The following is a 14,490-nucleotide window of genomic DNA, read 5'->3' as shown; positions in this document are numbered from 1 at the left end:
AATGGATCTAAAGTTCTTTTATTCAAAGCAAATATATTTATTAAAACAAAAAATTGATCACCTCAGTGAGCGTGACAGAATATTGTTGCTCTTCCTTACTCTCGTAGTGCTTATTATTTTATGGTTTTTTGGTGTTGTAAAACCCATAATAAATTCAAAACATCAAAAAGAGCAAGAGATTCAAAAGTTAAACGAAAAGCTTACAATTTTGACACAAAAAAAGAAGATCATTGAAATCTTGATCAGCAACCCAGAAACAGTAAAAGTTATTACCCGTTTTAGAGAGTTATCTACTGAAATTACCAGTCTCGATAAAGAAATCATCCATTACAATAAGCGTTATATTGCGGGACGTGATTTAGCAAAGCTACTTCATGATATGTTAAAACAAACGATGGGAGTAACGATCGAGAATTTTTCTACGGTTAATCCTCCTCCGCTGCCTCCTCCTGTGAACCAACAGACAACTAATACGCCAACATCTAAAACAGCTCTCAAAGCACCAGCACTTCCTCCAACCATACAAGCGACTCATTACCGTCTCGTTATGCGAGGCACTTATTTTCCTATAATGAGATATTTGCAACGTTTAGAACAATTACCTTGGCAACTCTATTGGGACAAATTTGATTATACTGTAACAAAATATCCGGAAGCATTGGTAACTGTCGATTTTTATACTTTAAAGCCCCAAACGGCTCAACTGATAATAAAAAAAGGACAAAATCAATGAGCATAAAAAAACAATGCATCATGCTTTGGTTTTGTTGTTTTAACTTATTTAATATAAGTTATGCTGCTTTATATGATCCAACTAAACCCATTATAAGTCCTTTAGTCCATGAAACAACAATGGATGAAAGTGAATTTAATCTGCAAAGTATTTTGATTGGACCAATGCGACGATTGGCGATGATTAATGGTCAAATTGTAGGAACGGGGAGTAGCATTCAGGGGGCACGTGTCCTTGCTATTGATAAAAACCATGTGGTATTGTTCTACGCTGGACATAGAAAGATTCTATATTTATTTGGCAAACGCTTGTGGAAGACTCATTAATGAGAATAGGGATCATCGTTTTAATTTGTTCATTTCTTACTGCCTGCAACACCCATGCTCCTATAAAGGGGACCGCAATTGATGAAATGAATAAGGTGATGCAACAAGGTGTTGCTAACAATAAAATAATTATGAAATCAGACCGTACTAAAGGGCGAGGAAGCCCGGTCAGAGCATTACTTCCAAGTCTAAAAATTCGTGACGCACGATCCCGTGGAGGTCCCCAACGTTTCGATATAGCGGTTAAAAACGTGCCCGCTCAAGCCTTTTATATGGGATTGGTTGCAGATACCTCAACCAATATGGTAGTGAGTCCTGAGATTAAAGGAAATGTTACTCTAAGTATGAAAAAGGTTACTGTAGAACAGGTCCTACAAGCACTAGAGGATGCCTATGGTTATTCCTTTAATGCTATTCCTGGTGGATATGAAATCTTACCTAACACCTTAAGAACTCAAATTTTCAAAGTGAACTATCTTGAACTCGAACGAAAAAGTCGTTCAAGTATGACTGTAAGTTCGGGTGAGGTGACCAATGCAAGCTCTTCTGGTGGTTCAGGTTCAGGAACATCCGTTTCTGGTGGGAATATTTCAGGAGTTCTTAGTAATGGGAATCAGAACTACAGTGCAGTCGTAGGTGATGTAGAAACCAAAAGTAATATAGATTTTTGGAAGTCACTGGAAAATACCGTCAAAAAAATGGTCGGTAAAGAGGATGGACGCTCGGTAACCGTTAATAAAATGGCTGGTTTAGTTGTTGTCCATGCGGCGCCTAAAGAACTCAAGCACGTGGAACGCTATCTGGATATGGTGCAAAACAGTATGGACAGGCAAGTGATTCTAGAAGCTAAAATCCTAGAGGTCAATTTGACCAATCAATTCCAAATGGGAATTGATTGGAAAATATTTGGTTCGAGGCTTAACGCTCTAAGTAATTTTCCAGAAGTCGATATCTCGCAATCCAGTTTTCCTAAAGCATTTAACATCGACATTCACTGGAATCCTCAAGATTTTAACACCGTGATACAAGCATTGGAAACCCAGGGGAATGTTCAAGTTCTTTCAAGTCCCCGCGTTACCGCTATGAATAATCAAAGCGCTGCGATAAAAGTAGGGTTTGATGAATTTTTTGTAACCAATGTATCCCAAAATCAAAATATTGTCACTTCGAGCCTCGTAACGCAACCTATGCTAAATGTTAACCTGACTCCTTTTTTCTCAGGTATTACGTTGGATGTTACGCCACAAATTGATGCAAATGGTCAAGTTACTTTACATATACATCCCACCGTAAGCTTGGTGAAAGACCAACGTAAAGTCATTGATTTAGGAACTCAAGGGGGCGTATTGGATTTACCATTAGCCAATAGCACCATTCGTGAATCAGATACTATGGTACACGCTAAAAACGGGCAAGTAGTAGTGATTGGTGGGTTGATGCAAGATACAACCACTGAAGGAATAGGCCAATTGCCCTGGTTTGGTAATATCCCGTTTCTAGGAACTTTAGTGCGCGCGACAAAACAAGACTCTCAAAAAACGGAGCTTGTCATTTTACTAAGACCAACTATTGTGAATGGAAGAACTACTAATAAAGACATTACGGTGACCGCGCGTCGTGTTTCAAGTCTTAAACGTGGTTTTCATATTGGTGGTAGACCTGATATTTATGGTACTCAGGGTGAAGTGCCTATTATGTTAGGACCCAAATCGACTGAAAACTTAGGTACGCGCTAAAGGGGAGAGGCAATGTATTTAGAACATTTTAAATTGCAAAAAGCGCCATTTACGCTCACACCTAACACGGAGTTTTTTTGTGAACTCCCCACCCACAAAGAAGCGTTGAATGTACTTCTGCTTAGTTTGGCTCAAGGTGAGGGCTTTATTAAAATCATTGGTGAGGTAGGAACGGGTAAAACCTTGTTATGCAGGCTACTGCTTAACTACTTAACTGGCGAATACGTTACTGCCTATATTCCCAATCCGGATCAAACTGCTGAAGGTTTACGACTTTCACTTGCTCGTGAGCTAGGCATGCAACCCGAGGATAGCTGGACACAATATCAATTATTGGAAGCAATTAATCGATGCCTATTAGAACTGCACCGCGCTGGCAAAAAAACAGTACTAATAATTGATGAGGCTCAGTTTTTATCGGATGAATGTTTAGAGGCGGTTCGACTTTTGACTAATTTAGAAACTGAAGAATATAAATTACTCCAAGTAGTCCTTTTTGGCCAACCCGAATTAAATATTAAGCTTGAGCAACCTGGATTGCGTCAATTAAAACAGCGTATTACTTTTTCTTATCATCTACAACCTTTGGCGCGTCATGAACTGGATAAATATTTGAATCATCGGATGGCTCGAGCTGGGTATACCTATGGTTCGGTTTTTACTCAAAAAGCACAAAAACGGTTATATCGTGCAAGCCAAGGCTTACCAAGATTGTTAAATATTTTGTGTCATAAATCACTTTTAGTGGCATATGGGCAAGGGAAAAATCAAGTTGATGGTCACGCGGTACGGCGAGCCATAATTGATACATTAAGTTCTACACGCTTAGAATGGATTTATTCATTATTAATCTACTCTGGAATCGGGGTACTAGGGCTTAGCGTTATTATTATGATGTATTGGACCTATGGACTATATCTATGAGTTTGCTTAATGAAATGTTACATGATCTTGCGAAGCAAAAGCACACAAAGCCAGTCACACCTTTATATATGCCGGTTCCTCTTCGAAATAATGGAGTAAGTAAGAAAATTCTATTAGGCCTAACATTGGTCGCCTTTACTATGTTCCTTTTTTTGCTTCATAAACATTTCGCAAAAAAGAACATTAAACCCCAACAAAGTGTTCATCAGGCAGAAATAAATCGCCTTGATGCAACGATAAAAATGGAACCCATAGTTGAAGCTGCAGTTACCTCGGCTCCAGAACCAATTTATCTGGTAAGTTATATTGAGCCATTGGCATCTGCAGCATCCCAACGAGTTGCTTTTCAAGCCCCCATTGCAACAGATGCCGTGAGTAATGGGGTAGATAATCAAGGTGTGCCATCTTCATCTGCAGTAAATAAAGTATATACACCTCAAACCCTTGAGGAATGGCATGATGCTCAATTAAATAAAGCGCTGGAAGCTATAGATAAAGGGTTTGATGAAGAGGCAATATCTCTTTTAAGAGGAATCTTGGTTCGGATACCCAATGCATCTGATGTTCGAGAAAATTTAGCTTCACTCTATTTGACTTATGGGGATTTTGCTCAAGCATCCGAGATCGTGAATGAAGGGCTTCGATACGCACCTGCTGATACGGCTCTTATTACGATTAAAGCGAGATTATTTCTTGATCAAGGAAAAGCCATAGAGGCTATTAGTCTTTTATCAAAATACCGACCCTCTATAATGTCATATCCCGACTTCTATGGCACTTTGGCGGCAGCGCTGCAATCTGAAGGCCGGACTTTAGAAGCAGGAAGTCTTTACCGATCTTTAATACAAGTTGATCCTAATGACGGTCGCTATTGGTTAGGTTATGGTATTGCCTTAGAACATAGTAATAAGATTAATCAAGCCATAGAGGCATATCTTCGTGCGAGCCAAAATCCGGATAGTGATCCCTCAGTACGTGATTATGCCGAAAATCGATTGAAAGTCTTACAGGGATAATAATGAAAAGGATGCGGCTGGGCGAATTATTGTTTAAGGAGAAGTTAATTACTCAAGAAAGCTTGGATAAAGCGATTGAGTTACAACAAAAGTCCGGAGGGAAATTAGGACATGTTTTAGTTGATATGGGAGTAATTTCGGAGGAAGAGGTTTTAAACTTCATTGCCAATCAACTTAAGATACCTTTTATCAACTTAAATCATTATGAAATAGATAAAAATCTAACTCATCTTCTACCTGAAATTTATGCGCGTCGTTATCGAGCTCTTGTCCTTGGAGAAGATGAAGATGGTGTATTGATAGTAGGAATGTCGGATCCTCAAGATATTAATGCCTTTGATGCGATCTCAAAAATCTTAAAACGCCCTATTAAAATGGCTGTAGTGAGCGAATTGGCGTTACTAAAAGTGTTTGATAGAGTTTATCGTCGTACACAAGAAATTACTCACTTTGCTCAAGAACTTTCCAGTGAAATTTTAGAAGACTTCAAAGAGCAACAAGATGATTTATTTGATGAGGCTCAAGAAAGTGAAGAACAAGCTCCAGTTGTTAAACTATTAAACTCTTTATTTCGGGATGCAGTTCAAGCACGTGCTTCAGATATTCATATAGAACCCGGTGAAAAATCTTTACGAATTCGTTTTCGAGTGGATGGAATACTCAATGAAAACATTTTGGATGATAAACGTATCCTGGGTGCTTTAGTCCAACGTTTAAAACTTCGTGCTCATTTAGATATTGCTGAAAAACGTATACCACAAGACGGACGATTTAATTTTAAAATTAAAGGAAAATCATTTGATGTACGGGTATCAACACTCCCTACAGCGAATGGAGAAGCAGTGGTGATGCGTTTATTAGATCAATCCAGTCATATTACTGACTTAAGTCAGTTAGGTATCGACCCTCAAATTGTGAAACGTTTAGAAAATATTTATTCTAAGCCTTACGGAATGCTCCTTGTTACGGGTCCCACAGGAAGTGGTAAAACAACTACATTATATAGTGTCCTGCAACGTATTAATTCTCCAGAACGTAAAATATTAACTGTCGAAGATCCCATTGAATATAGGATTGAGCGAGTTAATCAGGTCCAGGTCAACTCCAAAATAGATCTGACCTTTGCTCGAGTTCTTCGTGCCATGCTCCGTCAAGACCCGGATGTCATTATGGTAGGAGAAATTCGTGATTCTGAAACAGCCCAAATAGCGATGCGTGCTGCAATAACAGGGCATTTGGTTTTAGCCACGTTGCACACTAATGATGCCATGACCTCAGCCATGCGTTTAATTGACATGGGTTCAGAGGGTTATATGGTTGCAGCTGCTGTTAAAGGAATTATCGGCCAACGTCTGGTTCGTAATTTGTGCGATAATTGCTCTACTGTCGAGCCGCTTGAGCCGCATGAAACCGTTTGGCTCGAGTCCATGAATGTCGATTTAACACTCCCATTTAAAAAAGCGAAAGGATGTTCTGCGTGTAATTATCGTGGATATCTAGGACGAACAGGGGTCTATGAACTTTTAGAGTTAAATAAAGACATGTTAATGGCATTAAGACATAATGATTCAAGCAACTTTGTCAAAGCAGCGTTGGCTTGTGAAACTTATCGCCCGCTGTCTGAATCTGTACTCGATTTAGTGAAGCGAGGCATTACTTCGGTTGCTGAAGCCATTCGTGTAGTTGGGCAATTAGATGAAGAGTTTATGCGGCGATAAAGTGCATAAACAAAGTATACCTTTTAAATCTGTAACGGTATTAAGTCAATCCTATTAGTAAGCGTTTCACTCAAAGCAAAGCTACAATGTTTAATATTAGAAGTAGAGTATTATTTTGATAAGGGACTGCTAGGAAATGCCAGAATATTACTTTAGTGCCCGTGATCAGCAGGGTAAAGCGCTAAGTGGTCAACGAAACGCGCTGAGTGCAGAAGATCTCGCTAATCAATTGATTAGTGAGGGTCTCATACCGCTAGATATTTCAGCTAGGGCTGGTAAAAAATCTGGTGCTACTAGTACTCCAAGTACCCCAAAAAAATGGTTTGTACCTAAAGTCACTTTAAATGATTTGCATATATTTTGTCACCAGATGTACTCTCTAATCCATGCTGGAATTCCAGTAGCTTCGGCAATAACACGTCTTGCCGAGACCACACGCAATAAAACGCTCGCTGAGGCCTTGCAGAAAGTAGTTATTTCTTTGAACAAAGGCAGTTCACTTAATGTTGCAATGAGACAATTTCCTGATATTTTTTCTGATTTTTTTCTTAATTTGATAGTGATTGGCGAAAATACCGGTAACTTAGATAATATTTTTCTCCATCTTGCTGAATACCTTGAGATGGAAGTAGATATTACAAAAAAAGTAAAATCTGCTTTACGGTACCCCATAATGGTGATTGGAGCAATCATTATAGCGTTGCTGATCATTAATGTGTTCGTAATTCCTGCATTTGCTAAACTCTATGCCAATATGCATGGAATTTTACCCTTGCCCACACGCATTCTTTTGGCCACTTCCAATTTTATTATCCATTACTGGCACCTATTGATTGGGATCATTGTCTTTGCTACATGGGCAATTAGAGCCTATATTCGTTCGCCTAAAGGAGCGATTCAGTGGGGGAAAATCCAACTTAAAATTCCAATTGTGGGATGGCTAATCCATCGTATATTACTCACTCGATTTGCCAGACTTCTTTCTCTGGTATTACGTGCGGGTATCACTGCCGTCGAAGGTATTCAAATGGTTGGAGCATCAACTAATAATGCTTATATGTCTTTACAAATACAAGGGGTTACTGATTTAATCGCTAAAGGAAATACAATTTCAGCAGCTATAGATAAAACCCATCTTTTCCCTCCTCTAATTATTCAGATGATTATACTTGGGGAGGAGAGTGGTACCATTGATCATCTACTTGACGAAGTGGCAGATTATTATCAACGCGAGATCGATTATGACATTGTTCGTTTAAGTGACACGATTGAGCCTATTTTACTGGTGATCATCGGTGGAATGGTATTGATTCTAGCATTGGGCGTATTTTTGCCGACATGGAACTTAGCATCTTTGGTGAAACAACAATGATAGATATGAAAAATCCTAACGCCTTCACGGATCTATTTTGTTGTAATAATTATTCTAGTCGTTATTCTTATAGGTGTATTTGTACGATTTTTGGATTGGAATTAAGCTTCGATTGAAGAAGCGTATGTAGAGAGCCATTTACTCCAGCAATTTCATATTACCATGAAAACTTCTAAGGAAAAAATGCGCCTGGAAGCTGGAACTACGACCCTCAAAAACATCAACTTATTTATAATCTAGGCAGTAGAGGGTATTACCAATCAAAATTTCCTCACCAAATGATTATTGATCTATACTGTACTGAGGGTAATATTGTTTTTAAAATAACTCATTTCAATGGTGCCATGATAAAATACTCTGGGGATGTGGATCATGGTAATCAATTTATTTTTGGCATGTAGGACTAAAATTTCTCAATATAAGGATATACAAATGAAGACGCAAAAAGGTTTTACTTTAATTGAATTAGTTGTTGTCATGGTTATATTAGGAATTCTGGCCGCTTATGCAGTTCCCAAGTTTTATGATTTTAGTAGTCAGGCTAATATTGCGGATCTCAATGGTTTAGCAGGCGCGTTAAATTCCGCCAATGTAACCGCCCATGGTGCTGCTTTAGCTACAGGCCAAACTGGAGCTACGGGTTCTATCACTATGGAAGGTTCTACAGTGGGGTTAGTTTTCGGATATCCATCCGCTGCCGGTATTGTGAATGCAGTGAATGTATCAAGTGCCTTCTCCGCATCTACTTCAGGTACAGCAACCACTTATACCCTCAAAACAAATTGTACCGTGGTATATACTCAAGCAACCAGTGCATCAAATCCTCCAACCGTGGCGATAAATACTTCTGGATGTTAATTTTCAGTTTATACAGTAGCCTTGATAAACGACGAACAAGTTTATTGGGGCTACAACCCACGTATATAGGAAATAGATATCTGATAAAAAAAGACATATGGTGTGAAATGGATGAGGGAAAGGGTTTTACATTAATTGAGCTTGTTGTGGTGATGGTTATATTGGGAATTTTGGCTGCTTATGCATCCCCACAATTTTATAGCTTTAGTACAAACGACTATAGCGGATCTCAATGGTTTAGCTCGAGCACTAAATTCAACTAATGTAACTGCCCATGGCGCTGCTTTATCCACAGGCCAAAACTGGAGCTACTGGCTTTACTATGGAAGGTGCTACAGTGGGACTAGTTTTTGGATACTCATCCCGCCGCAGGTATTGTGAATGCAGTGAATGTATCAAGTGCCTTTTCAGCATCTACTTCCGGCTCTTCAACAACGTATACTCTCAAAACCAATTGTAACGTGGTATATACCCAAGCAACCAGTGCATCAAATCCTCCAACGGTTGCCGTGACTACGAGCGGATGCTAACCGTAAGAAGTTTATTAATTCATTATAAAGATTTCTTTTTTTAAAATTAAATGTAGCTCGTTGGTTGCAAACTGTTGCAAGCAACGGGCTACATTGTAGGACAACATCCGTAAGAATGTTTGGACTTACTTCGCTTCTTCTAGACTGTATCTATTTTTTTAGTACATAACTACCTGGTGCATCCATTATGGATTTTAATGGCAATTGGTTAAAATCTGGAGCGGGTATGAGTTTTCCTGAATGCGTTTTTAGCCATTTTAACCATTCTGGCCACCAGGAGCCTGAATGTTCTGTAGCATTCTCTAACCATTGCTCTGGATGAGTAGGAAAATGATTATTAACCTTATAGCCGTATTTTTTCGTTTCAGGCGCATTGATAATTCCTGCTATATGACCAGATCCACCCAGTACAAAACGTTTGGGACCATTCATAAGTTGAAATCCCAAGTAGGTAGTTTTCCACGGAGCAATATGATCTTTTTCAGTTGAAAGGAAAAAGGTAGGTATATCAATAGCACTGATATTAATTGGGGTATGATTAAGATGAATTTTACCTGGTTTTACCAGATCATTGTGTAAATACATCCATCTTAAATATTGGGAATGCATGGTTGCTGGCATGTTGGTGGAGTCTGAGTTCCAATACAATATATCAAAAGGAACCGGGTTTTTACCTCGTAGATAATTTTTAATAAAGAAAGACCAAATTAAGTCATTTGCTCTAAGTGAGTTAAAACTTGAAGCCATAAATTTTCCAGCCAGATATCCCTTAGACTTCATCTCATTTTCTAATTTTGCGATTTGCTGTTCATCAATAAAAACAGCAATGTCACCGGGATCACTAAAATCAATCATAGAAGCTAAAAAAGTTGAACTCCGAATGGAGTTGTCTTGTCGTGCTTTATTATAAGCAAGTAACATGGATAGGAGGGTTCCACCAATACAAAAGCCCATAGCATTAACCTGCTTTATACTGAGTTGCTTTTGAATCATACCAATGGCGGTTAATGGTCCTTCATTTAAATAATCATATAAACTTTTATGGGAAAAATTTGAATCTGGATTTACCCAAGAAATGATAAATACAGTAATTCCTTGCTTTACTAACCAGCCAACAAGAGAATTATGTGGGCTTAAATCCAAGATATAATATTTGTTTATCCAGGGCGGAATAATAAGAAGAGGAATAGATTTTACCTTAGTGGTTTGTGGCGTGTATTGTATGAGTTCCATTAGACTATTACGAAAGACTACTTTTCCTGGAGTAATAGCGAGGTTTTTACCGAGCTTAAATGCCTCCGTATCAGTCATTTTAATCATCAGACGAGGAGAACCTACTTCTAGATCAGAAAGTAAATTATGAAGTCCATGTAATAAATTTTTGCCATGACTTTTCAATGTTTCATCCATGATCTGAGGATTCGTGTGCAAAAAGTTAGCTGGCGATAATGCATCTAAATATTGCTTGGTAAAAAATTTTAAACGCTTAGCCGTATTTTTATCAGGGTATTCTATCTTTTCAAATAAAGTATTCATATGCTGACTGGCTAAAAGGTAATGCTGGGTTAACATATTAAAAAAAGGATTATTTAACCAATCTTCTTCATGAAAGCGTGGATCATTTATGGGCATGGGCGTTCCATTTAACCAATGCTGTAATTGGGTTTGTGCTAAGTTAAACGCGTCTTGCCAGTATGCGAGTTGCATTTCCCAGATTTTTTCCGGATTCTGCAGAAGAATACTCATTACATTTTGGAAATGTTCCGTTAGTTCAATATATTGATTGATTATTATGGGAACTTGTAAAGGAGTTTCTTTAATATCGGAAATAATTTGCAGACTTTTTTCCGCTATAGCCTGTAATAACTCGCTAAGTTCTTTGTCATGGGTCATCCTAACTCCTGTGGACAAATAATTATATATCCTATTTTGGTTGCTTTATGGTTACGGATCAAGAGTAGAGTTCTTGGAAAGTTTTATTTACCAATCTCTCGTTTTCCCTTCATGCCAAAAATAACCGCTTTCTTTCTTCTTGTTTACCAATTCAAAAAGTTCGTGTGCCGCTTCCGAAGGCAGTTTGGGAGCGTTACTTTTTCCCATATCCGTTCTCACCCAACCTGGGTCAAAACTGGAGATAGTAATTCCAGGAAGTCTTTTAGCCAGAAGAAGAGTGTACATATTCAAGCATGATTTTGACATTTTGTAGTGGGGTACGTTTGCGGAATCATTGGAACTAAAAGCACCCCATCCCGAAGTAATATTAATTATTTGGGCATTTGGATTTAATTTAGAAAGGCACTGTTCAGTTAATTCAATAGTCCCAAATACATTAACCGCAAAAGTTTCTTTTAACCGGCTTATGCTAATCTTTGGTTCATTCCAATTTTCTAGGAGGATGGCTGCATTATTAATTAAGACATCAAATTGTGGTAATTGTTCCGTGAAATAATTAATTTGCTTTGAATCTAGCAAATTAAGGGGATGAATTTTTAGATTCTTGTCTTTTAGGGGCGCATTACCCTGAGTTGAAGTTCCAATAACCAACCAACCCCTCTTTAAAAATAATTTGGCGGTTTCTAGTCCAATTCCTCGACTAACTCCTGTAATTACCAGAGTATTCACAGTTCTATTCTCCATAAAGGGTAATTCGTTCCCTATTCTGCATCGCTATCTAGACTACATGGTACATGTATTTTCTTCTACATCTTAATGTTTAAAGTGACGAATTCCAGTGAATACCATAATGAGTCCATGTTTTTCAGCGCAATCTATAATTTGTCCGTCTCTAATTGAACCACCGGGTTGGATAATAGCAGCAATTCCTGCTTCTGCAGCAATTTCTACAGTATCCGGAAAGGGGATAAATGCGTCAGAAGCCATAACTGAACCACGAGGGTCGAATCCCATTTGTGTTGCCTGCCATAGGCCAATACGAGCACTCATAACCCGGCTGGTTTGACCTCCACCAATTCCTATTGTTGCTTCATCTTTAGCATAAACAATCGCATTGGATTTGACATGTTTTGCCCCAAGCCAGGCAAACATTAAATCACTCATTTGTTGATCTGAGGGTTTGTTTTGAGTCATGACTTTAATTTCATAGCTGCCTAATGAAAGAGAGTCATGTTCTTGTACCAACAGGCCCCCATCTACCTTTTTCAGGTTCAGGCGAAATGCATCATCATGTTTCCAAGCTCCAGTTGATAAAACACGAATATTTTCTTTGCTGGCAAAAATTTCTTTGGCTTCCTCACTAATCTCAGGGGCCAAAATGACTTCTACAAATTGCTTTTCAAGAATAGTTTTGGCGGTAGTAGCATCCAATTTTTGGTTAAAAGCGATTATACCGCCGTAGGCTGATGGTGGATCACATTGAAAAGCCTTGAGATAAGCATTAAGAGGAGAATCACTTATAGCAATACCACAGGGGTTTGCATGCTTGATAATTACACATACGGGTTTCTCGCAAGAAAAGGATTTAGCACAATCCAATGCCGCATCCGCATCTAAAATGTTGTTATAGGATAATTGCTTGCCTTGAATTAACTGAGCAGAACCTAAAGAACCGGATGAAGCTTTTTTATCAACATAGAAAGCGGCTTGTTGATGTGGATTTTCTCCATAACGTAAATCGGTTATTTTATTAAACTGACATGTAAGTACTTCTGGGAAACCACAGGGAGTGTACTGCGCATCGAGAGTAGTCAGATAATTTGTAATAGCAGCATCATATGCAGCTGTATGGGCAAAGGCTTTTTTAGCTAAAGTGAACCCCCAGTCTGCAGGAACTTTTTTGCTTTTTAAGTACTTGATTAGTTCGGCGTAATCTTCTGGCTTTACCACAACGAAAGTGTGTGCATAATTCTTCGCTGCGGAACGAATCATGGCGGGGCCGCCAATATCAATATTTTCGATAGCCTCATTGAAGTTACAGTCATGACGACTGATGGTTTGTTCAAATGGATATAAATTAATTACCAGCAAATCGATGGGTTTGATAGAGTGCTCTTTAAGTGTTTTTTCGTCTTTTTTCCCGCGTGCAAGTAAACCTGCATGAATGGCTGGGTGCAAAGTTTTTACTCGACCATCGAGCATTTCTGGAAAACCTGTACACTCACTCACATCGACAACTGGCAATTTATGTTCTTTGAGTAATGCAGCGGTATTTCCCGTTGCAATAAGCTCTACACCCATTTTATGGAGTACTTTACCTAAGTCCACTATGCCTCGTTTATCTGAAACACTAAGCAGCGCTCTTTGAGGTTTAAAAGCAGAGAATGCATGTTCTTGGACCATTATAATTTCCTTAAATAAGTATAGCCTCGGTAGGCGCAGCAGAACCCGGAAAATTTAGAATATTATCAATGGGTCCTTGCACTACCAAATAACGAGTACGACAATTTAATCTGCTTTATGGGTAAAAGCCAATAATGACCATCCATTAAGGTTTTGCTGATGAATCGCAATAAACATTGATGCGTACGTTTCAATAAGCTTAGGGGCTTGTTCTTCTAATATGCCTGATACGATCAGTATCCCCTTAGAGTTTAACAATTGTTGAAAACGTTCTTTCAAATTAATTAATGGTGCCAACAAAATGTTTGCAATAATTAAATCTACAGGTTGGTGTAATACATCGGGCTTGCTAATTAGCAATTGGTGTTCATCAAGTTGATTTCCCAATGCATTGTTTTGAGTGGCTTGAAGGGCTTGTTCATCGATATCGACTGCATGGACTTTCGCTGCGCCTAATTTTAATGCGGCCAAAGAAAGTATCCCTGAGCCACAGCCGTAATCAATAACAGATTTATTTTTTAAATCAGCCTGTTCCAACCAGGTTAAACATAAAGCAGTCGTAGGATGAGTTCCGGTACCAAATGCCAGACCAGGGTCTAACATTAAGTTAACCGCATCGGGTTCAGGTGGCGTCGACCAAGTAGGACAGATCCATAGGCGTTTACCAAAACGTTGAGGTTTAAAATCATCCATCCAAGCTCTTTCCCAATCCTTGTCCTCCAGAACTTCTAGAGCACACGTTAACTTGGGGTGAGTTTTCATCACATGCTCTCGTGTGTATTGTGCCTGGAACACCTCTGCAAATAAGGCCTGAATAACCACTTCAGGCCATAATGGGGTTGTTCCTGGTTCGGGTTCGAGAACAGGATTGTCATTTTTATCGGTGAGCATAATGGATAGCGCACCAAATTCTTCTAACTCCTCGCTAAGGGACTCTATCTCTTGGCTTGGACAATGTTCTATTTTCAATTGAAACCACAC

The 14,490-nt window shown here is 38.8% G+C and carries 14 protein-coding genes; 10 read left to right on the top strand and 4 right to left on the bottom strand.

All coding sequences use genetic code 11. The annotated features are described in order from the left end of the window. Nucleotide 1 precedes the first annotated feature (1 nt). The 10 genes from gspM to HBNCFIEN_RS12930 all read left to right on the top strand — a co-directional run bounded on the left by gspM (nucleotide 2) and on the right by HBNCFIEN_RS12930 (nucleotide 9,213). Complete coding sequence (gspM, locus tag HBNCFIEN_RS12975; RefSeq protein WP_182391495.1) at nucleotides 2-733, top strand: type II secretion system protein GspM; 732 nt, start codon at nucleotides 2-4, stop codon at nucleotides 731-733. Then, a complete protein-coding gene (locus HBNCFIEN_RS12970; protein WP_182391494.1) occupies nucleotides 730-1,059 on the top strand; it encodes a hypothetical protein in 330 nt (109 codons plus the stop codon). The genes gspM and HBNCFIEN_RS12970 overlap by 4 nt, the downstream gene beginning before the upstream one ends. Then, complete coding sequence (gene mshL / locus HBNCFIEN_RS12965) at nucleotides 1,059-2,795, top strand: pilus (MSHA type) biogenesis protein MshL (protein ID WP_182391493.1); 1,737 nt, start codon at nucleotides 1,059-1,061, stop codon at nucleotides 2,793-2,795. The genes HBNCFIEN_RS12970 and mshL overlap by 1 nt, the downstream gene beginning before the upstream one ends. 12 nt (nucleotides 2,796-2,807) lie before the next feature. Continuing rightward, the gene (locus HBNCFIEN_RS12960; protein WP_182391492.1) at nucleotides 2,808-3,719 is read left to right on the top strand and encodes an ExeA family protein; all 912 of its coding nucleotides are present in this window, start codon (nucleotides 2,808-2,810) and stop codon (nucleotides 3,717-3,719) included. Further along, nucleotides 3,716-4,735 (top strand): lipopolysaccharide assembly protein LapB, encoded by a 1,020-nt coding sequence (locus HBNCFIEN_RS12955; protein ID WP_182391491.1) that lies wholly within the window; start codon nucleotides 3,716-3,718, stop codon nucleotides 4,733-4,735. Before HBNCFIEN_RS12960 ends, HBNCFIEN_RS12955 begins: the two co-directional genes overlap by 4 nt. A gap of 2 nt (nucleotides 4,736-4,737) precedes the next feature. After that, entirely contained in the window at nucleotides 4,738-6,453 is a 1,716-nt protein-coding gene (locus tag HBNCFIEN_RS12950; RefSeq protein ID WP_182391490.1) for a GspE/PulE family protein, read from the top strand. Between the two features lie 136 nt (nucleotides 6,454-6,589). Then, entirely contained in the window at nucleotides 6,590-7,825 is a 1,236-nt protein-coding gene (locus tag HBNCFIEN_RS12945; protein ID WP_182391489.1) for a type II secretion system F family protein, read from the top strand. Nucleotides 7,826-8,257: 432 nt separating this feature from the next. Next, nucleotides 8,258-8,683, top strand: a complete 426-nt coding sequence (locus HBNCFIEN_RS12940; RefSeq protein ID WP_182391488.1) for a prepilin-type N-terminal cleavage/methylation domain-containing protein — start codon at nucleotides 8,258-8,260, stop codon at nucleotides 8,681-8,683. Further along, nucleotides 8,677-8,946, top strand: coding sequence for a type II secretion system protein (locus HBNCFIEN_RS17865; protein WP_370530103.1), 270 nt, complete (start codon nucleotides 8,677-8,679; stop codon nucleotides 8,944-8,946). Before HBNCFIEN_RS12940 ends, HBNCFIEN_RS17865 begins: the two co-directional genes overlap by 7 nt. An 87-nt stretch (nucleotides 8,947-9,033) precedes the next feature. Further along, entirely contained in the window at nucleotides 9,034-9,213 is a 180-nt protein-coding gene (locus HBNCFIEN_RS12930; RefSeq protein WP_182391486.1) for a hypothetical protein, read from the top strand. A 150-nt stretch (nucleotides 9,214-9,363) separates the two neighbouring features. Here the strand turns inward: HBNCFIEN_RS12930 and HBNCFIEN_RS12925 are convergent, their stop codons facing one another. The 4 genes from HBNCFIEN_RS12925 to prmA form a co-directional block, all read right to left on the bottom strand. Next, the gene (locus HBNCFIEN_RS12925) at nucleotides 9,364-11,106 is read right to left on the bottom strand and encodes an alpha/beta hydrolase (RefSeq protein WP_182391485.1); all 1,743 of its coding nucleotides are present in this window, start codon (nucleotides 11,104-11,106) and stop codon (nucleotides 9,364-9,366) included. Nucleotides 11,107-11,193: 87 nt separating this feature from the next. Beyond that, a complete protein-coding gene (locus tag HBNCFIEN_RS12920; protein WP_182391484.1) occupies nucleotides 11,194-11,835 on the bottom strand; it encodes an SDR family NAD(P)-dependent oxidoreductase in 642 nt (213 codons plus the stop codon). Between the two features lie 84 nt (nucleotides 11,836-11,919). Next, nucleotides 11,920-13,509, bottom strand: a complete 1,590-nt coding sequence (gene purH, locus HBNCFIEN_RS12915) for a bifunctional phosphoribosylaminoimidazolecarboxamide formyltransferase/IMP cyclohydrolase (RefSeq protein ID WP_182391483.1) — start codon at nucleotides 13,507-13,509, stop codon at nucleotides 11,920-11,922. Nucleotides 13,510-13,614: 105 nt separating this feature from the next. Beyond that, nucleotides 13,615-14,490, bottom strand: a complete 876-nt coding sequence (gene prmA, locus HBNCFIEN_RS12910; RefSeq protein WP_182391482.1) for a 50S ribosomal protein L11 methyltransferase — start codon at nucleotides 14,488-14,490, stop codon at nucleotides 13,615-13,617.

Source organism: Legionella sp. PC997 (assembly GCF_014109825.1).
GTDB lineage: Bacteria > Pseudomonadota > Gammaproteobacteria > Legionellales > Legionellaceae > Legionella.
This window is presented reverse-complemented; position numbering and strand designations above follow the sequence as displayed.

Excerpts from the sequence above, each read along its gene's own strand:
- gspM (WP_182391495.1), top strand. The coding sequence starts at position 2 with ATGGATCTAAAGTTCTTTTATTCAAAGCAAATATATTTATTAAAACAA.
- HBNCFIEN_RS12970 (WP_182391494.1), top strand. The coding sequence starts at position 730 with ATGAGCATAAAAAAACAATGCATCATGCTTTGGTTTTGTTGTTTTAAC.
- mshL (WP_182391493.1), top strand. The coding sequence starts at position 1,059 with ATGAGAATAGGGATCATCGTTTTAATTTGTTCATTTCTTACTGCCTGC.
- HBNCFIEN_RS12960 (WP_182391492.1), top strand. The coding sequence starts at position 2,808 with ATGTATTTAGAACATTTTAAATTGCAAAAAGCGCCATTTACGCTCACA.
- HBNCFIEN_RS12955 (WP_182391491.1), top strand. The coding sequence starts at position 3,716 with ATGAGTTTGCTTAATGAAATGTTACATGATCTTGCGAAGCAAAAGCAC.
- HBNCFIEN_RS12950 (WP_182391490.1), top strand. The coding sequence starts at position 4,738 with ATGAAAAGGATGCGGCTGGGCGAATTATTGTTTAAGGAGAAGTTAATT.
- HBNCFIEN_RS12945 (WP_182391489.1), top strand. The coding sequence starts at position 6,590 with ATGCCAGAATATTACTTTAGTGCCCGTGATCAGCAGGGTAAAGCGCTA.
- HBNCFIEN_RS12940 (WP_182391488.1), top strand. The coding sequence starts at position 8,258 with ATGAAGACGCAAAAAGGTTTTACTTTAATTGAATTAGTTGTTGTCATG.
- HBNCFIEN_RS17865 (WP_370530103.1), top strand. The coding sequence starts at position 8,677 with ATGTTAATTTTCAGTTTATACAGTAGCCTTGATAAACGACGAACAAGT.
- HBNCFIEN_RS12925 (WP_182391485.1), bottom strand. The coding sequence starts at position 11,106 with ATGACCCATGACAAAGAACTTAGCGAGTTATTACAGGCTATAGCGGAA.
- purH (WP_182391483.1), bottom strand. The coding sequence starts at position 13,509 with ATGGTCCAAGAACATGCATTCTCTGCTTTTAAACCTCAAAGAGCGCTG.